The organism is Actinomycetota bacterium, assembly GCA_040905475.1.
In the GTDB taxonomy this organism is placed as follows: domain Bacteria; phylum Actinomycetota; class AC-67; order AC-67; family AC-67; genus DATFGK01.
The window spans coordinates 5,309-22,755 of record JBBDRM010000117.1 but is presented as its reverse complement, the minus strand read 5'-3'; the positions used below and the strand labels follow the sequence as shown (position 1 = coordinate 22,755).

General features: G+C 67.1%; 19 protein-coding genes and 1 pseudogene. 10 read left to right on the top strand and 10 right to left on the bottom strand.

The window, feature by feature from the left end; all coding sequences use genetic code 11:
• Positions 1–34 precede the first annotated feature (34 nt).
• The 3 genes from WEB06_13930 to WEB06_13920 form a co-directional block, all read right to left on the bottom strand.
• Complete coding sequence (locus WEB06_13930) at positions 35–1,495, bottom strand: C39 family peptidase (GenBank protein MEX2556710.1); 1,461 nt, start codon at positions 1,493–1,495, stop codon at positions 35–37.
• A 259-nt stretch (positions 1,496–1,754) separates the two neighbouring features.
• Positions 1,755–2,567, bottom strand: a complete 813-nt coding sequence (locus WEB06_13925) for an ABC transporter permease (protein ID MEX2556709.1) — start codon at positions 2,565–2,567, stop codon at positions 1,755–1,757.
• Positions 2,564–3,574 (bottom strand): ATP-binding cassette domain-containing protein, encoded by a 1,011-nt coding sequence (locus WEB06_13920; GenBank protein ID MEX2556708.1) that lies wholly within the window; start codon positions 3,572–3,574, stop codon positions 2,564–2,566. Before WEB06_13920 ends, WEB06_13925 begins: the two co-directional genes overlap by 4 nt.
• A gap of 232 nt (positions 3,575–3,806) precedes the next feature.
• Between WEB06_13920 and WEB06_13915 the strand changes: the two genes are divergently transcribed.
• Positions 3,807–4,064 carry a hypothetical protein gene (locus WEB06_13915; GenBank protein MEX2556707.1) on the top strand — a complete coding sequence of 86 codons (258 nt, stop codon included), beginning with the start codon at positions 3,807–3,809 and terminating at the stop codon, positions 4,062–4,064.
• Positions 4,065–4,082: 18 nt separating this feature from the next.
• On the opposite strand, the gene WEB06_13910 is transcribed toward WEB06_13915, so the two are convergent.
• Entirely contained in the window at positions 4,083–5,213 is a 1,131-nt protein-coding gene (locus tag WEB06_13910) for an RNA polymerase sigma factor (protein MEX2556706.1), read from the bottom strand.
• Between the two features lie 511 nt (positions 5,214–5,724).
• Here WEB06_13910 and WEB06_13905 point away from each other — a divergent pair.
• Positions 5,725–6,201 (top strand): GNAT family N-acetyltransferase, encoded by a 477-nt coding sequence (locus tag WEB06_13905; GenBank protein MEX2556705.1) that lies wholly within the window; start codon positions 5,725–5,727, stop codon positions 6,199–6,201.
• A 41-nt stretch (positions 6,202–6,242) separates the two neighbouring features.
• Here the strand turns inward: WEB06_13905 and WEB06_13900 are convergent.
• Positions 6,243–6,439, bottom strand: a pseudogene (locus WEB06_13900) (DUF2461 family protein).
• Positions 6,440–6,456: 17 nt separating this feature from the next.
• Between WEB06_13900 and WEB06_13895 the strand changes: the two are divergent.
• From WEB06_13895 to WEB06_13875, 5 genes are all read left to right on the top strand, one after another.
• Positions 6,457–6,891, top strand: coding sequence for an SRPBCC family protein (locus tag WEB06_13895; GenBank protein MEX2556704.1), 435 nt, complete (start codon positions 6,457–6,459; stop codon positions 6,889–6,891).
• Between the two features lie 289 nt (positions 6,892–7,180).
• Positions 7,181–7,825, top strand: coding sequence for a peptide-methionine (S)-S-oxide reductase MsrA (gene msrA, locus WEB06_13890; GenBank protein MEX2556703.1), 645 nt, complete (start codon positions 7,181–7,183; stop codon positions 7,823–7,825).
• A gap of 19 nt (positions 7,826–7,844) precedes the next feature.
• Positions 7,845–8,714 carry a HemK/PrmC family methyltransferase gene (locus WEB06_13885; GenBank protein ID MEX2556702.1) on the top strand — a complete coding sequence of 290 codons (870 nt, stop codon included), beginning with the start codon at positions 7,845–7,847 and terminating at the stop codon, positions 8,712–8,714.
• Between the two features lie 10 nt (positions 8,715–8,724).
• Positions 8,725–9,669 carry an FAD-dependent oxidoreductase gene (locus tag WEB06_13880; GenBank protein ID MEX2556701.1) on the top strand — a complete coding sequence of 315 codons (945 nt, stop codon included), beginning with the start codon at positions 8,725–8,727 and terminating at the stop codon, positions 9,667–9,669.
• A 62-nt stretch (positions 9,670–9,731) separates the two neighbouring features.
• On the top strand, positions 9,732–10,118 hold the full coding sequence (locus WEB06_13875) for a VOC family protein (GenBank protein ID MEX2556700.1): 387 nt from the start codon (positions 9,732–9,734) through the stop codon (positions 10,116–10,118).
• 18 nt (positions 10,119–10,136) lie between these two features.
• On the opposite strand, the gene WEB06_13870 is transcribed toward WEB06_13875, so the two are convergent.
• From WEB06_13870 to WEB06_13850, 5 genes are all read right to left on the bottom strand, one after another.
• A complete protein-coding gene (locus tag WEB06_13870; protein ID MEX2556699.1) occupies positions 10,137–10,619 on the bottom strand; it encodes a cupin domain-containing protein in 483 nt (160 codons plus the stop codon).
• A gap of 50 nt (positions 10,620–10,669) precedes the next feature.
• Positions 10,670–11,836 carry a YncE family protein gene (locus WEB06_13865; protein ID MEX2556698.1) on the bottom strand — a complete coding sequence of 389 codons (1,167 nt, stop codon included), beginning with the start codon at positions 11,834–11,836 and terminating at the stop codon, positions 10,670–10,672.
• Positions 11,837–12,106: 270 nt separating this feature from the next.
• Positions 12,107–12,502 (bottom strand): pyridoxamine 5'-phosphate oxidase family protein, encoded by a 396-nt coding sequence (locus tag WEB06_13860; GenBank protein MEX2556697.1) that lies wholly within the window; start codon positions 12,500–12,502, stop codon positions 12,107–12,109.
• Positions 12,503–12,516: 14 nt separating this feature from the next.
• Positions 12,517–12,681, bottom strand: a complete 165-nt coding sequence (locus tag WEB06_13855; GenBank protein MEX2556696.1) for a hypothetical protein — start codon at positions 12,679–12,681, stop codon at positions 12,517–12,519.
• A 35-nt stretch (positions 12,682–12,716) separates the two neighbouring features.
• A complete protein-coding gene (locus WEB06_13850; protein ID MEX2556695.1) occupies positions 12,717–13,199 on the bottom strand; it encodes a YbaK/EbsC family protein in 483 nt (160 codons plus the stop codon).
• Between the two features lie 180 nt (positions 13,200–13,379).
• On the opposite strand from WEB06_13850, the gene WEB06_13845 reads away from it, so the two are divergent.
• Genes WEB06_13845 through WEB06_13835 form a run of 3 tightly spaced genes read left to right on the top strand, consistent with a single transcriptional unit; the run spans position 13,380 to position 17,163 of the window.
• Positions 13,380–14,825 carry a PQQ-binding-like beta-propeller repeat protein gene (locus WEB06_13845; protein MEX2556694.1) on the top strand — a complete coding sequence of 482 codons (1,446 nt, stop codon included), beginning with the start codon at positions 13,380–13,382 and terminating at the stop codon, positions 14,823–14,825.
• Between the two features lie 2 nt (positions 14,826–14,827).
• Positions 14,828–15,781 (top strand): ThuA domain-containing protein, encoded by a 954-nt coding sequence (locus tag WEB06_13840; protein ID MEX2556693.1) that lies wholly within the window; start codon positions 14,828–14,830, stop codon positions 15,779–15,781.
• Between the two features lie 2 nt (positions 15,782–15,783).
• On the top strand, positions 15,784–17,163 hold the full coding sequence (locus WEB06_13835; protein ID MEX2556692.1) for a twin-arginine translocation signal domain-containing protein: 1,380 nt from the start codon (positions 15,784–15,786) through the stop codon (positions 17,161–17,163).
• Positions 17,164–17,447 lie beyond the last annotated feature (284 nt).

Here is a 17,447-nt window from a genome sequence, read left to right as displayed (position 1 = left end):
TACCGCGCCCAGCGGGAACGAGCCGAACCGACCGTCAGCCGCGGACGACCACGGCGCGCTTGAAGTACTTGGTGAACGCGTCGTAGGCCTTCAGCGACACCTTCCGGTATCCGCCGCCGGAGGGGTCGTGGATGATGAACGACTGCGGCTTCCCGGCCTTGCCATGGAACCCCACGACCACCCACACGTGCTCGACCGAGTACGCGGTGATCCACTCGCCGTCCCACGCCTTCCACCGCTTCTTGTAGATCCCGGTCGCGCCGCGGTGTGCGCCCCACACGATCACAGGGAACCCCATCGCGACGTACTTCGAGATCGTCGAGCGTGACGGCTTCTTCAAGATCAACGCGGGCCGGCACGGATTGAACTTCGTCGCCGCGTACGCGATCGGCGCCCAGTGCACGCCGTAGCCGGTCGACATCATCTTGCCCTTGGGATTCCCGACGAAGTCCTTGTTCGGGTTGCCCCAACGGTTCCCCTTCTTCTTGCGCTTGTCGACGCCGGTGTGCTTGAGCACGTCCCAGTCGCTGTCGATGTGGCCCGCCTTGAAGTAGTTGTGCGCCATCCGAAGCGTCGCCGCCTCGCACGACAGGCGCATCTGCTGGCGATAGTAGGGGACCTTCAGCCGCACGCCGCCGTCCGTGTAGCGCTTCCACTTCGGCGTGACGTGCGCGACGTACAAGGTCCGCTCGGCGCCGAGACGCGTCGGCGTCTCCGCCAGTGTTGCGGTCATCCGGAACGAGCCGCTCGCGCCGGCCGTGAGCGCGAGCGTCGCGACCCCGGCGCTCAGCGGCCGGTTGTACGCGGCGTGGTCGACCCAGGAGCTCCCGGACTTGCGCTCCACCAGGAAGTGGATGTTCCCGGTCGAGGCCGACGGCGTCGCCGCGGTCATCGTGAAGACCTTGCCCACCACGACCTGCTTGTAGCCGGTGCAGACATCGGTCAGCCGGTGGCCGTGGATATTCGGAACCAGGCTCACCGGCAGCTTCACGCTCGCGTTGAAGGAGAACGCGGCGATCTCCTCGTCGGAGCCTTGCTCGGGCGGGACGGCCCACAGCACGATGTCGTACGTCTTGCCCGCTTCGAGCCAGAGGTCGATCGAGCAGGTGGACGCGGTCGCGCATCCGTCGGAGGTGTCGAGCGGCTCGCCGGTGAGGTCCGGCGACGATCCCTCGGCGGCGTGGATCCCGAGCGCGCACAGCGACAGCGTCCCGTCGAGGTCATCGGTCGCGGTCAGCCGGAGCAAGCTCGTTTGCTCGGCGACCGTGCGGTAGACGGCGGCGTGCTCGTAGCCGCCGGGGTGCGATTCCGAGGCGCACGGGCCGCCGACGCCCACCGGGTGGGTCACGCCGTTCACCCCGACGATCTCGCCGAGCGTCGCACCGCCGGACAGGAGGCTCGCGGGTGTGGCGGCGCCGGCGATCGTGGGCGCGGACAGCACGAAGACGCTCCCGACGAGCGAGGCAACCAAGCTTCGAATGACCCACCGGCGCATCCGGTCTCCCTCCTCGGTCGCAGAGCTGCGGCAGCTCGATCCCCCCGAGGATCGGACCCCGCCACCGAGATATCGGCGCCGATCGCCGATCCTTTGAATAGCGGGACATTTCGCGTTCCGGCCCGGGCTGTCGTCCTTTGCGACGTGTCGTCGCCTCTCTATCTCTGTGGGCGATTCCGTCCGACGGAATTACCCGGATCACCGCGACCGGAATCCTGTATCGGCTGTGAGATCCGACGGCGTTGAATGGGTCAACCGATCAGCGCGCGGCCGCCCGCTTGTACTGCCGCACCGACAGCGGAACGAAGATCGCCAGGATGACCCCGACCGAGAGCAGCACGTATACAACCGGATTCTGCATCGACCATGCGTTGGAGACCGACGTCTCCGGGATCGTATTCCCGAACGCGTTGCGCGCCGCCTGGGCTACCGCCGAGACGGGGTTCCATTCGGCGATCGTTCGGAGTCCGGTCGGGAGGTTCTGGCTCGGGACGAAGGTGTTGGCGATGAAAGTCATCGGGAAGATGACCATGAACGATGCGTTGTTCACCACCTCGACGCTCCGCACCAGCAGCCCCACATAGGACATAACCCACGAGATCGCATACGCGAAGAGCAGGATCAGCAAGAAGCCGCCGATCGCTTCCGGGATCGATGTGCGGATCCGCCACCCGACGAGCAACCCGGTCATCGACATCACCACGAGCGAGATCGAGTTGTTGACGATGTCGCTGGCGGTCCTGCCGATCAGCACGCCCGCTCGAGCCATGGGGAGCGAGCGGAAGCGGTCGATGATCCCCTTCTGCATGTCGTCGGCGATGCTGGCTCCTGAGAAGGTGGCTCCGAAAACCACCGTCTGCGCGAAGATCCCGGCGAGGAGGAACTCGCGATAATTGAAGTTACTGCTGCCCGCGATGTCGATCGACCCGCCGAATACATACGCGAACAGCAGTACGAACATGATCGGCGACATGGTGGTGAACACGAGCACGTCGGGCAGGCGCTTGAGCTTGATGACGTTGCGCTTCGCGATGATGGCGCCGTCGGCGAGTGCGTACGCGATACTTGTCATCGCACCGGCTCCTTCTCTCGTGCCTTGCTCGTCTCTGTTCTCTTTCCGTCTTCGCTCGGAGCTTCTTCGACCTCCGCGACGTGGCCGGTAAGCGTCAAGAAGACGTCGTCGAGCGTCGGTCGGCGCAGCCCGGCCTCCAGGATCGTCACGCCGTTCTTCCTGAGCTCACTCAGAACCTTCTCGAGTGAACCCGCCCCGCTCGACACGGCTGCAGTGAGGGTGCGGCTCTCCTCGTCGACCCCCACGTCCGAGCAGAGGCCGGCCATAACTGACCGCGCCTTCGCGAGGTCGTCTCGGGTCGCGACAACGACTTCCACTCGCTCGCCGCCGATCTTCATCTTGAGCTCGTCGGCCGTACCGTGCGCGATCATGCGCCCGTGGTCGATCACCACGATGTCGTCGGCGAGCCGGTCGGCCTCTTCCATGTACTGGGTGGTGAGCAGGAGCGTGCTCCCGCCGCGCACGAGCTCGCGGATGGTGTCCCACATGCTGATCCGGCTCCGCGGGTCGAGCCCGGTCGTCGGCTCGTCGAGGAACAGCACCTCCGGCGACGCAACAAGCGCCGCGGCGAGGTCGAGCCGACGCCGCATCCCGCCCGAGTACGTCTTCGCGGTCCGGTCGGCCGCATCGTTCAGGTCGAACCGCTCCAGCAACTCATGGGCGCGTGCCTGCGACTTCTTCTTGCCGAGGTGATAGAGGCGGCCGACCATCTCGAGGTTCTCGTAACCGGTGAGATGCTCGTCCACGGCGGCGTTCTGGCCGGACAGGCCGATGCGTTCGCGAACCTTGTGGGGTTCCCTGAGCAGGTCGATGCCCGCTACCTCGGCCGATCCGGCGTCCGGCTCGAGCAGCGTCGCGAGGATCCGCACGGCCGTGGTCTTGCCGGCGCCGTTCGGCCCGAGCAGTCCGAGCACGGTTCCCTTCGGCACCGCGAGGTCGAGCCCATCGAGCGCGGTGACGCTGCCGTAGCGCTTGACCAGCCCCGACGTTCGAATCATGTCGGTCATCAGAGCCCCCTAGTCGTGGGTGGGTCCTCGGTTCGGCTTCGAAGCATAAGACGGCACTCTGACAGAGAACTCATCGGTCCCCCAAGGTCTTCCCGGCGAGGTGGATCCGAGATGACCATTCACCTTGGCCGTCTCCTCCCGCGCGTCCGCGTTCCGGAGATCGGGCTGAGACACTTCGCCCCATCTGACGTACCTCGCCCCACTCGTTCCGCGACTTCTGAGTGGGGTGGACATGGAGCGCCTGGTCCTGCGCCTGCATCTGGGGGCGATGCTGCTCTTCGCACTTCTGTTCGTGACGCCGGCGAACGCCGATCCGTCGTGCGTGAGCTATTCGGTGACGGCGCCGGTGGTGGGGACGCTGCAGGACACCCGCTGTGTCCCGCTGCCCGGCCCGTTCAACGTCCCGTTCTCGGTGAGCAATTGCAGAGGTGTACCGCCGCTTGGAACAACGGTCTGTATCGGTGTCGATCTGAACCTTTGGCTCCCGTAGTAACCTGGAGCCCGAGCTCTAGCAGTAGGCCTGTATCGGGCTTGCAGGCGGGACGGGCGCGCTTTCCGCGCCGTCTCCGCACGTGATCGTCGTTTCTTCCCAGTAGAGAACCTTGCCGTCCGGTCCGTGAGCCTCGATCCGGTAGGCGGTGGCAGCGGGGACGGCCGCCTTGTCACGTGATCCGGTTGCGACCGTGGTGTCCACGGGACCCAGTCCGGTCTTGGTGAGCTTTGCCGCTTCAACCGCCTCGGGTTGCGCCGCGATCGGCGGCGTCCCAAGGCCATCGTTCAGGGACGCCTCGAGCGCCAACGGCCTCCGGTCGGGCCGTTGAGACGTTTGGCTTGAAGGGTCGTGAAGGAATGCGACCGAGAGAACGGTCAAGCCGACCAGCAGAGAAGTCCCCCGGTCGACGAGGATCCCGAAAGCGAAGCCGTAGTCATCGCCCACGCGAGAACGCCAGCGGTCACGCAGCCGGCGCCACCGGGAGGCCATGAAGGCCAGTGGGATCGCGACGCGCGAGCGAAGATCGCGCAATGTGTCGCCGAGGAGGACTCGGAGACGGTTCCGTGCTCGCCAGGCTGAGTTCCGGACGGAGTGAACCGTCGTGCCGTTCGCGCGAGCGATCTGCTCCCAGCTCTGCTCCTCGACGGCGCGGAACCAGAGCATCCGGCGATCGCGGTCGCTCACCCGTTCAAGTGCCGACGTCAGCACCGCCCGGATGTGCTCTCCGGTGTGTTGCGCGAGCGCCTCGTCCGCGGTCGCGTCCGTCGGCGTGTCCCGGGCCGGCGCCTCGGAAGGATCCGCGGCGGTTCCCTCTCTGGCCCTGCCGCGCTGGCGGAGCTCGTCGATGCAGAGATGCCGCGCGATGGTCGAGAGCCACGGCCAGAAGGGGTGCCCGGATCGGAACGAGCCGATGGACTCGTACGCCTTGAGGAAGGTCTCCTGAGCGAGGTCCTCGGCGCGGAAGGGATCGCTGATCCGGCGCGCGCAGAAGTCGCGGATGTCCCCTAAGAGCAGTCGGTAAAGCTCGCCGAACGCCGCCTCGTCCCCCAAGCGCGCGGCCTCGACAAGTTCCGTCCGCTCGAAGACTGTTGTTTCGCTGCTCGTCGCCAGACACCCTTTCCAAGGCCCGGTCTTGAGAGGGTACACCCCTCGTCCTATGCGAAGCCGTCTGAGACGGGATCGCGACCCGCGCGTACCTGGTGGTTGAGCCGATCAGGGGGCGGGCAACGTGAAGCGCGGAACCGGCACCAGTCGATTCGAGATCTACAATGACTACTCCGGCCGGTACCGCTGGCGCCTTCGAGGAAGGGAACGCCGGATCTCGGCGGACTCACCTCGAAGCTATTCGACCCACGAATCCGCTCGCGAGGCTGCACGCCAAGCCAAGACCGAGGCCCGCCGGGCGGACGTGGGCGGTCGCTCACCTAACGGCGGCGAGCGATGAGCGCGAGACAGCAACGATCGGAGATACGGCGCGGGACCATCTTCGACTCCGCGGAAGCGCTCTTCAATCGCGTGGGCTTCATAACGCGACGATCGCCCAGATAACGACGGCGGCCGGCGTGGCGCTCACGTCTCGGGCGAGCTTACCGTTACCATGCGCTTCTCGACCTGCGTGGATCGGGGCAACGTTCGAGCGAGCGATGGAGGCATCCGGATGACCGACGGCGTCTCATTGAGAGCGGTGATCGACGACGATCTTCCGATCTTCTTCGAGCAGCAGCAGGATCCGGTCGCGCGGCACATGGCGGGCTTCACATCGAAGGACGCCTCAGACCGTGACGCGTTCGACGCGCATTGGGCGAAGATCCGAATCGACGACACCGTCACTGCGATGACCATCGTTCTGGACGGTCGGGTTGCCGGGAACATCGGCAGCTTCGCGCTTGGTGGCAAGCCACACGTGACCTACTGGATCGGAAGGGAACACTGGGGCAAGGGCCTTGCAACGAAGGCCTTGTCGATGTTTCTCGGGATCATCACAGCCCGCCCGCTGCACGCGAGCGCCGCGGGAGACAACATCGCTTCCATCCGAGTGTTAGAGAGATGTGGGTTCGCGATCACCGGATCCGAGAAGGCCTTCGCCAACGCGCGCGGCGAGGAGATCGAAGAAGTGATGCTCACGCTGGAGTGAGGCTTTCCAGCGCGCGCCGACGGCCGACGCGAGGAACTTCATCAGGGGCGCTTTGGATCGGGCATCCACATGCCGCCGGCGACGAAGCACCGGCCGGGTTCCAGATGCAGGTAGTAGCCGGCCCGTGCGCGCCGCCCTTCCCGCCGAGCCGGAAATGAGCGCCGGCGTGAGTCTTGTACGGGCTCTTGTCCTTCGAGAAGCGCCCTCGGTCCCGTTGGCTGGAACTCTCACCCGCCACGTGAGAGACTCGCGTTTATGCGTGAAGTCGTCCGTGAGCAGGTCACCGTCGACCGGCCTGCCACGGTGGCCTGGAATCATCTCGCGGAGCTGGAACGGTGGCCCACGTGGGCGGGCCATATCCAGCGCATGGATCCGACGCCACCCGGCGCTTTGACGGCCTCGACGAGTGTCGTCCTCTCCATGCGCAAAGGTCCTCGGACCACCATGACGGTAACGGAGTACGAGCCGCCGCGGCGCTGGGTCTGGGAGGGTCGTTCACTCGGGACGGTGACTCGGTTCGAGCACAGGTTCGAATCGCTGGGAGACGCCAGTACCCGCATCTGGTTCCTGGCATGGATGGGAGGACCGTTGGCCCGGCCCGGGGGATGGTGGTTCGGCAGAATGATGCGGCGATACCTTTCACGCGCTTTGCCCAAGCTGAAGGCCGAGATCGAGGAAAGCACCGGCTGACGACGGCCTCGATGCCGCGACGGCGGCAGGGCGTTCCGGGTTCGGGACCAGCAGGTCAGTATGTCGCGTCCGGAGGAATGTCCTTCGAGAAGCGCACGTCGCGATAGCCGTTGAGGAAAGTGAACAGATCCTCGTCGAAGTAGCCCATCGCCGCCAACCGGCTCGCTGCAGGTGCCGTCTCCGAACGCCAGGATCACCCTCGGCGAAATAGATGGTCAAGGCGGCGGCGTTCTGATCGACGCAAGGGCGGCTAGGATTCGCCCGGACGACGCGACGCGAGGAGTGCTCGATGTTCCATCGCAAACCGACCACCATGCCGGAGCCCGACGAGGCGCTGCCCGGACGCGCCGACGCCATGCCCGTTCCCGCGACCCACGACGTGCTGGGGACCTCACTTCAGCCGCCTTTCCCGGAGGGCACCGAGCGAGCCATGTTCGGGATGGGATGCTTCTGGGGCGCCGAGCGGATCTTCTGGCGACTGCCCGGCGTCTACACGACGTTCGTCGGGTACGCCGGCGGGTTCACGCCGAACGCGAGCTACGAGGAGGTTTGCAGCGGCCGCACCGGCCACAACGAGGTGGCCGTCGTGGTCTTCGATCCGGCACAGATCACGTACGAGCGCCTTCTCAAGGAGTTCTGGGAGAACCACGACCCGACCCAAGGGATGCGGCAAGGCAACGACGTCGGAACGCAGTACCGCTCCGGGATCTACACGTTCTCCGACGAGCAGCGAGCCGTCGCCGAACGCTCGCGCGACGCCTATCAGCGGGCGCTCTCGGATAAGGGATACGGCACGATCACGACCGAGATAGAGCCCGCCGGCGGGTTCTTCTACGCCGAGCCCTATCACCAGCAGTATCTGTCGAAGAACCCGAGCGGCTACTGCAACCACGGCTTCTGTCAGGTCGAGTACGCCGAGCAGCCGGCCGGCTAGCGGCTTGGGCGACGATCGGGTGGCCTGGACGCAACGCACCACGGCAGACGAGCTGATCGAGGCGGGGCGCAAGCGCCTGCTCGGCGAAGTCGAACGCTTCAGCCGATACGGCGACGAGCGCCTTCAGGCGCGGGAGCTGCTCGAGCACGCCGCCGGCGGCGACATCGACGAGCGCGACGAGATCGACGCGCCGACCCAGCAGAAGTATGCGGTTCTGCTCGAGCGGCGGGCGAAGGGCGAGCCGATCGGCTACATCCGCGGCTTCGAGGAGTTCCGTGGCATCCGTCTCGCCGTCGGGCCCGGCGCGTTCATCCCACGCGACACGACCCAGTTCCTGGCCGAGCAGGCGATCCGGCGGCTCCGTGGGCGCAAGAGGCCGGTCGCCGTCGACATCGCCACCGGGATCGGCGCCGTAGCGCTCGCGATCGCACAAGAGGTGCCGAGCGCAAGCGTGTACGGCACCGACATCTCTCCCGTGGCGTTGGGTCTCGCGCGGATAAACGCCCGTCGGCATCGCCTTTCGAACGCGAGGTTCCTTGCAGGGAGCGGGTTCGATCCGCTCCCACGGAAGCTGCGGGGCTCGATCGACGTGCTCGTGAGCCATCCGCCCTATATCCCGACGCACGAGGTCGGCGAGCTGCCGATCGAGCTGCTCCACTACGAGCCCATCGAGTCGCTCACCGACTCGTCACACGACGGCCTCGGGTTCGTCCGCATGCTCGTCCTCGAGGCTCGGGACTGGCTGAAGCCGGATGGATGGTTGTGCATCGAGATCGAGCCCGAAGTCGCGCGTACCGTCCGTTCGATGCTGGTGCGAGCGGGCTACCGCTCGGTCCGAAGCACCCACGGCCGCTCTCCCTACACTCGCGTTCTGGTCGCGAAGGGCTGAGAGCTGCGGCATGCGCGTCGTGGTGCTGGGCGCCGGCGTGTCGGGGCTCAGTTGCGCGGTGCGGCTTCTCGAAGCCGGTCACGAGGTCGACGTCTGGACCCGCGACGCGCCTTCGGACACCACGTCCGCGGTGGCTGCGGCCGTCTGGTACCCGTACCGCGCGGGGCCGCAGGAAAAGATCGCCGCCTGGGCGCTTTCATCGCTCGAGGCGTTCCGGGGGCTGTCGGAGGCGGGTGCCGGCGGCGTGTTCCTTTCGGAGGTGCTCGAGCTGTTCCGCGAGCCGACGCCCGACCCCTGGTATCGAGAGCTCCTTCCCGGCTTCCGGCGCGCACGTCCCGCGGATCTTCCGCCGCACTGCCGGGACGGGTGGACCGCCTCGAGCGTCCCCGTGATCGAGATGCCTCCGTACCTCGCATGGCTGGTCGCGCGGATCGAGGAGGCCGGCGGGCGTGTCGTGCGACGCGAAGCGCGCTCGATCGAGGAAGCAGCAACGGCGGCCGATGTCGTCGTCAACTGCGCCGGGATGGGTGCCCGCGAGTTGTGCGACGACCGTGCGCTCGTTCCCGTACGCGGTCAGGTCGTGGTGGTGTCGCAGGTCGGACTGGAGCGCGTGGTTCTCGACGAGCACGGACCGGGCGGACTCACGTACATCGTTCCGCGGCGGTCCGACGTCGTGCTCGGAGGGACCGCGGACGAGGGCGATGAGTCGCTCGAGCCCATGGATGCGACGGCGAGGGACATCTTCGAGCGCTGCGCCGCGTTGGAGCCGCGGCTGCGTGCGGCGCGGATCCTCGGCCACAAGGTCGGGCTCCGCCCCGGCCGCCCTGCCGTCCGCTTGGAGGCCGAGCGGGCAGGCGACGCTATCGTCGTGCACAACTACGGGCACGGCGGCTCGGGCGTGACGCTGTCGTGGGGCTGCGCCGACGACGTCGTCGGTCTCGTGTCCTCGGCCTAGCCGGCGCTCCGGAACAGTCGCGCGCCGCTCCCAAGCACGATGGGATACTAGACTCTCTCCTGATGGACATCAGAGTGCAGAACGTGGGCTTCGACTCCAACGACCCGGACGCGACCGGCCGCTTCTGGGAGCAGGCGCTCGGATGGCGTCGCACCTATTCCGATCCGAACGAGGTCGTGATCGAACCGCCGAAGGGAAGCCCGGAAGCTGGCATAGTGCCGGACATCCTGTTCGTGCGCGTCCCCGAAAGGAAGAGCGTCAAGAACCGGTTGCACCTGGACCTGCGTCCCGTGGATCAAGCCGCGGAGGTTGCGCGGCTGGAGGGTCTCGGCGCGAAACGCATCTCAGTGGGGCAAGGCGAGGACGTGACCTGGATCGTGATGGCCGACCCCGAAGGCAACGAGTTCTGCGTCCTCCGCGCGCTTACTCCCGAAGAACTGGAGTCCTGAGGTCACACCTCGATCTGCTCACTCGACGTACAAGTTGTCGTGTGCCATGAAGAAGGCGGTCCGCTCGAAGCTCGACATGTCTTCCAGCCGGTCGAGGCCTTCGAAGTATTCCTCACGCGGTGCCCCCGGCGCGAAATGGATGAGCATGGAGGCTTCGGCCCCGGACTCGTTGCTGAATGCGTGGATCCCGCCGGGAGGGACGTGCATGAAATCCCCGGCCCGGGCATCGCTCCAGGTGGTCCCGTCGAATATCCGAACGGTCCCCGACAGGATGTAGAACGACTCCGCCATCGTGCGGTGGAAATGCGGCTCGGCGCCGCCTTTGCCGGGCCCCATCGACCATCGGTAGAGACCGAACAGTCCGCCGGTCGAGTCGCCGGTCGCCAGATGATGAACCTTCGTGCCGCTGCTTCGCACCAGGTCCGGCTCACCGTCGGCACGTCGAATCCTCGCGCTGACTTCGCCGTCGTCAGCGGAGTAGAGCGCCTTTGGGTACGTCATCTCCACCTCCTAGGCCTGAGTATCTCACCGCGCGATGGAGTTGGCCTCGCTCAGTCGAGCACGGACGCCGGCACGTGGGCGCCGGCGAGGTACTTCGGCCCGGCGTCCGTCGGGATCTCGGCGATCAGGGAGAAACTCTCGTACGAGATGACGGAGACGGTGTTCGCGCGCGTCGATGCGACGTAGCAGCTCGACCCGTCGGGCCCGGTCTCGGCCCAGCCCGGCGCGTCGTCGACCGGGATGATGCTCACGGGCGTCATCGTCTCTACCGAGACGATGGCCACGTAGTCGGAGGCGCGACCGGCGACGCAGAGGAATCGACCGTCGCCCGACATCGCGAGCCCGTGATGCGGTGCTTCGAAGTCGTAATCTTCCGACGTCACGCCCTCCGCGATGGGCAGCTCGAGCGTGCGCAGGGCGCTGCCATCCGCCAGGTCGAACTCGATCAAGCCGTGGAACTCGGAGAGCTGCGCGTACATGCGGGTCTCGTCGGCACTCAGGATTAACGGGCGGATGCCGCGGTTGAAGGTGATAGTTCGGAGGACCTCGAGCGTTTCCGGGTCGGCGACGGTAAGGGCGTACGGCGGAGGCAGGACGGGGGCGATGCTGGGGCGGACGTCGCGGACCTCGGGCGGTACAAGGACGTTGCCGATGCTGCCGTTGTAGATGCGCGAGCCGTCCGATGAGAAGACGCTGTCGTGCGGCCACTCGCCGGTGGGGAACGAACCGACGACGGTGCCGCTCGCGGTATCGAGGACCTGCACGATGTTCTGGGTGAGCGCCGACACGTACAGACGCGAGCCGTCCGGGGAGATCGTCATGTGGTCCGCGCGCAACCCACCGATCGGCGTGCGCCAGATCATCTCTCCGGACGCTATTTCGAAAGCGGCGGCGTCGGCGCGGTGTCCGCGCGAGACGTAGAGCACGGTCCCGTCGGGCGAGACGTCGAGGTCCTGAGCCCAGTTCTCCCCAACGCCCGCGACGACGAGCGGGTACGCGGCCGCGCTCACAGGGTCCTGTTGGAAGGTCGGGGCCGGGCCGTCCGGGATGACGTCGATCGTGCGCAACGTCTGGTGGGTTTCCGCGTCGATGATCGCGACCGTGCCTGCCTCGGCGTTGGCGGCGAACACGACGGCGCGCGTCGTCTCGCCCCGCGCCGGCACGGTGACGAGGGCGAGGAGGAGGAGCACAGATGTTGCCGGGCGTCGTAGCGTCATCCCGCCCTACGTTCGGCGCTCGTGCGCTTTGCTCCTGCCGGTAGACGTCTGGGTCGAACCTCGGCGTAGTCGTCGCCCGGCTTCAGACTCGGTCGAGGGTGGTCATCCTCCACGTGCCGACGAGGCGATCGAGGAACCTGAGTCCGGCGGGGCGCTCACCGCTGCCATTCACCATGACGTCCCTCCGCTACTCGAACCTGAACCGCGTTGCGTTCTCGGTGAAGCTCGTCCACGCCAGGACGCGGCGCGGTCGCAGGAAGGACACGCCGCTCATGTCATCTCGGGGTCCATTCGGCCGTACTGGGGATACTTGGCGAACGAGGCGTCGGAGAGCCGCTGGGCTTTCTCCACGTCGGGCTTCTCGATCTCGACCGCACCCTCCACGATGATCGCTTCTTGCCCGTCGCCGACATGAACGACGATCTCGGGATTGGCCGTGATGTTACGGAAGTGGACGGTCTCCGGGCTGCCGCCGTAGTAGAGGCCTCCTTCGATCCACGTGCCGTCGCGGGGGACGACGTGCGGGCGCCCGTCGGGCCGGGTGCTCGCGATCCAGTAAACGGCCGCGCTCAGGAGCTTGTCTTCGACGTCGTTCCACTCGAGTCGTTGCTTCGGGTCCCCGTACTCCGACGGGAACTCGGGTCTGTCGACGATGGGTCTGGTCATAAGATCCAACCCCTTCAGAACCGATAGCGAGTCGCGCTGCCACGCTCGCCGCGCATGTAGCCGAACCAGTAGACCCCGGCGGCGTCGAGGTGATGACGTGCAGCGTCCCACGGCGTCGGCTTCGCGTTGGGACTCGAGTACGGGGCGCCCAGCTCTACGACGGGTTGCATCTCGTTCATGAGGGCTCCTTCCGCTCGGATCCTTGAACCATCCGTCACTCCTGAGAGCGTTCCCCTTCGGCGAGGTCGACGACCATCGCCCCGGTGGCTTTCAGGAGATCGCCCGGCGCGACGGCGAAGACGACCGAGGGCGTCCCGCCGGCGCACCAGACGACCTCGTGGGCCAGAAGCGACGGGTCTAGGAACGCACGAAGCGGCCGATCGTGGCCGATCGGCGGAGTCCCACCGATCGCGTACCCGGTCGCCTCCCTCGCCTCGTCGGCGGTAGCGCGCCTGGCGTTGCGCACGCCGGCGGCACGCGCGAGCTTTTCGGGATCCAGCCGGTGACGCCCGCTGACGAAGGCTATAACCGGTTCCCCGTCGCAGACGAACACCAGCGACTTCACGATCTGCGCGACATCGCTTCCAACGGCCCGGGCGGCGTCCTCGGCCGTCCGCGTCCCTTCGGGAAACTCGACGGGGTCGATCGACAGCCCCGCATCGGCCGCCGCCGCTAAGACGCGCTCGGTTGCTTTCATCGTTCGTCTCGTACGCCTCATGAAGTCGGAGAGCCGAGGATGTTAGCAACGGTGTCGGGAGGACCACCGATCGAAGCAACTTCGCTCGTTCTCGCCGCTCATGGAGGATTCGCGGCGGTCGCGCGGAAGAGACAAAGCAGTACGAGGGCTCGCCCGCTGACCCCAGGGGGAAACTGGTCGATGTCGTGGACATGGAAACGCGGCCTCGGGGCCGCCGTCGCTTGCGCGGTGCTGGCGTCGTCTGCCCTGGTCGTGCGCGCCGTCGACCCGCCGCCGTGTACCGGGACCATGGCCGGGGGCGAGTGGGCGACCTACGGCGCCGACCTGCACGGCAGTCAGCGCCAGGACCTCGAGGATGTCATCGGGGTCGGCAACGTCGGGACCCTCGAGCGAGCCTGGATGACGGGCGATACCGGCTACCAGTCGCCGGCCCCGATCGTGTCCGGCGGGTGCGTGTTCATCAACACCGGCGGCCACATCGAGGCGTTCGATCTCGAGACCGGGGAGACGGTCTGGAAGTCGACGGGCGCCGACACCAGCGGCACCTTCGCAGTCACGGTCGTCGCCGGCCGCGTCCATGTCGGCCTGCACAACGGCGGGAGGCCGAAGGCGGCCGCGTTCGACGTCACCGACGGACACCTGCTGTGGGAGAGCGAGGAGATCTGGTTCGGCTACACAACCACCCAACAGGCGAGCGCGATCGTCCACGACGGCATCCAGGTGCTGTTCACCACCGGACCGGACTTCGACCCGCAGGCGAGGCAGGGCTATGGGCTGATCGACGCGGCCACCGGGCAGGTCCTCTACAAAGCCACGACCATCCCGGCTGAGGACCTCGAAGCCGGGTACGCGGGAGGAGGCGTTTGGGGCACGCCCACCGTCGATCCCGAGACCGGATATCTGTACGTCGGCACGTCCAACCCCGAATCGAAGACCAAGGAACACGCGCGTGACAACGCGATCATCAAGCTCGACCTCGACCGCAACCGGCCGACCTTCGGCACGATCGTCGATTCGTTCAAAGGCACGCCCGACAGCATCACCGGGTACGACAACCCGGTCTGCCAGAGTATCGGTGAAACGGCGTGGGTCAACCTCGGCACGTACGGCTCGTCGCCCACGTGTGGTCAGCTCGACGTCGACTTCGGAGTCGGGCCGACGTTGTGGCGCAACGCCGAAGGGCGGTTGTTCGGAGCAGCGACGCAGAAGTCCGGATGGCTGCACGTCTTCGACGCCGAGACGATGGAGCCGGCGTGGGCCAAGCAAGTGTTCGTATCGCTGTCGTTCCTCGGGGGAAACATCGCGCGGATCGCGACCGATGGTGAGACGCTCTACGTCGTCGCCAACCCCGGGATCCTCTACGCGCTCGACGCCGACGACGGCACGGAGCGGTGGCGCGTGCTCCTCACCGGGCTCCCGATGAAGGGCGGCAACGTCGCGCTTGCGAACGGCGTCGTGTACTACGTCGATGAGCCGGCGGTGAAGGCCTGGGACGTGCTGACGGGGCGACAGCTCTGGCTGGCCCCGTTCCCGGCAGGGAGCATCGGCAGCGGGGTCGCCGTCGCCGGTCACCACGTCGTCGTCAATCACTACGGCAGGATCGCCGCCTACCGACTCGGGAGCTGATCATGAAGCGCTCGCCCCTCTACCTTCTGCTCGCCGCGGTTCTCCTCGGCGCGGTCGCCTTCTCGCCTGCGGGCGCCGAGGATCCGCCACCGCACTTCCTCGTATTCACGGGCACGTACGGTTTCCGGCACGACGGCATCCAGGAGGCCGTGGCCGTGATCCAGCGCATGGCCGCGGAGACGGAGGCGTTCACCGTCGAGGTGACGGACGACCCCGCCGCCTTCGCCCCTGAGACGTACCAGCGCGTCGACGGCGTCATCCTCGTGAACACCACAGGCCTAGGCGGCGGCTCGTCGCCTTTGACGGCCGATCAGAAGGCCGATTTCCTCGGCTTCTTCGCCTGCGGCGCCGGTCTGGTCGGCATGCACGCGGCGGCCGACTCCGGCGGGGACTGGCCCGAGTTCGACGCGTTGCTCGGGTCGTACGGGTTCGACTTCCATCCGCATCTCTCGCTCGAGGCACGCGACAACCCGCTCGGTCGCGAGGCGTTCAACCCGGCGGTCATCACCGACGTGACCATCCAGGTCGAGGATCCCGACCACCCGACGACGAAGCCGTGGCAGGGGTTCGACTCGTTCCGGCTGACCGACGAGATCTATCGGTACAAGGGCGACCCGCGCGCCGACCCGCTCCTCCACGTCGTGCTCTCTCTCGACGAGGAATCGCACTACTGGCGGCGTGAGATCGGCCTCGGGCCGGCCGCGGGGGGTCTGGCGCCGACGATCCCGAATCCCGTGTCGAACCCGCTCAACATGATCCCGGTGACGGCGTTCCCCGACGACAATCCGATCGCGTGGGTGAAGACCTACGGCGCCAACAACGGTCGGGTCTTCTACACCAACCTCGGCCACAACATGGCGACCTGGGAGCGCGCGGACTACCAAGGGCACATCTTCGCCGGCGTCGCGTGGGTCGCCGGGCAGCGGCCGGACGCGGCATGCGTCGCGGGGTTGTAGCGATGAAGGAGCTGACGCGCCGGCAGTTCGTCAAGACCGCGGGGATGGGAGCGGCGGTGTTGCTGGCCGCTCCGCGGCTGGCTCTCGGCACCATGCGCGGTCCGGCGACCGGCGCCGAGCGCGCCTCGCAGCTCCTGCCCGGCTCCGGTCAGTTCGTCGTGCACACCGACCTGCACAACCATTCGCTGATCTCGGGCGACGCGTTCGGGGATCCCGAAACGGCGTACGCGCAGATGCGCGCACGAGGCATCGACGCCGCGTGCGTCACCGAGCACGCGATCAGCGGGAAGGGCCACGGCGAACTGACGTGCCCCGGCCACGAGCAGGGCGGCTGCCACACGATCGAAGGCATCAATGGGACCGACTGGGAGACGATGCGCGAGCTCGCCGATGCGGCGTACGCCCCCGACGAGTTCGTCTCTTTCCGTGGGTTCGAGTGGTCGACGCCGACCGTCGGGCACCTCAACGTCTGGTTCAGCGAGCAGTTCACCGACGCCCTGCACGAGTTCGCGTTCTTCACCCCGACTGCGATCGCCGAGGTCGACCGGGTCGCGCCGGTCCCATCGAACATCGTGGACCTCGCCGCCAAGCTCCCCGAGCTCGCGACGATGAAGTTCTTCTACAAGTGGCTCGCCTCGTCGCCGGATCGAGAGTTGCTCGGCGGCGGCAACGACGGGATCGCCTGCTTCAACCATCCGAACGAGTTCGGCTCGTTCGAGCACTTCGCGTACCACGCAGGCGCCGCGCCTCGCATCGTGAGCATCGAAGCGCTCAACCAGGAGCGCGACTTCTTCTGGTTCGGGCTGGATCATGATCCGGTCAAGCCGAACCCGCTCAACGCGTGCCTGAACGCGGGCTGGCGCGTCGGGGTCACCGGCGTCAGCGACGAGCACAGCACGGAGTACGGACGCGCCGGCATGGCGCGCGGCGGCCTGTGGGTGAGCGAGCTCACGCGCGACGGGATCCGCGCGGCGCTCGAGGCGAGGCGGAGCTTCGCAACCTTCGAGCCCGGGCTGCGCCTGGACGCGCTGGCGAACGGAGCGCCGATGGGGACCGAGCAGGCGCATACGACCGGCGTCGTCCACGTGACGCTCGACTTCGACGCGGGACCGGAGTGGATCGGCCGCGACATCGTCGTCGAGGTGATCCGGCCGGGCTCCGAGGTTCCGACGCTGGCCGGTGTGCTGGATGTCGCGGTGCCGGGCCCGTCCGATGCGCCGATCTCGTTCGACGTCGAGGCCGACATCGACGACGGAGACTGGATGTTCCTCCGGATCACGGATCCGAGCAAGCCACCGGACGAGCTCGCGACCGAGCCGTTCCGCTCCCACGGCGGCGCGCTCGCTTACGCGAGCCCCTGGTTCTTCACGCCGGGCGCCTAGCCCTCCGGCGACCTGCTCGCCGCGATAGCATCGTCGTGCCCGCGATCGTCTCCGTCCAAAGCCGGTGCCGCCTCATGAGGAAGCTCATCGCAACGGAGTTCGTGACGATGGACGGCATCGCCGAAGCGAGAGCGACATGCGGCATCTCCGCCTGGTCGATTCCCGAACGTTCAACTCGGGAGTCGTCCTGTTGACGCTCGAGCACGCGAGCGAGGAGCCGACCAGCGCGTACGTGGAAACGTACGCGTGGTCGCGGGAGGTCATGCAGTCGTATCAAGCCGTGC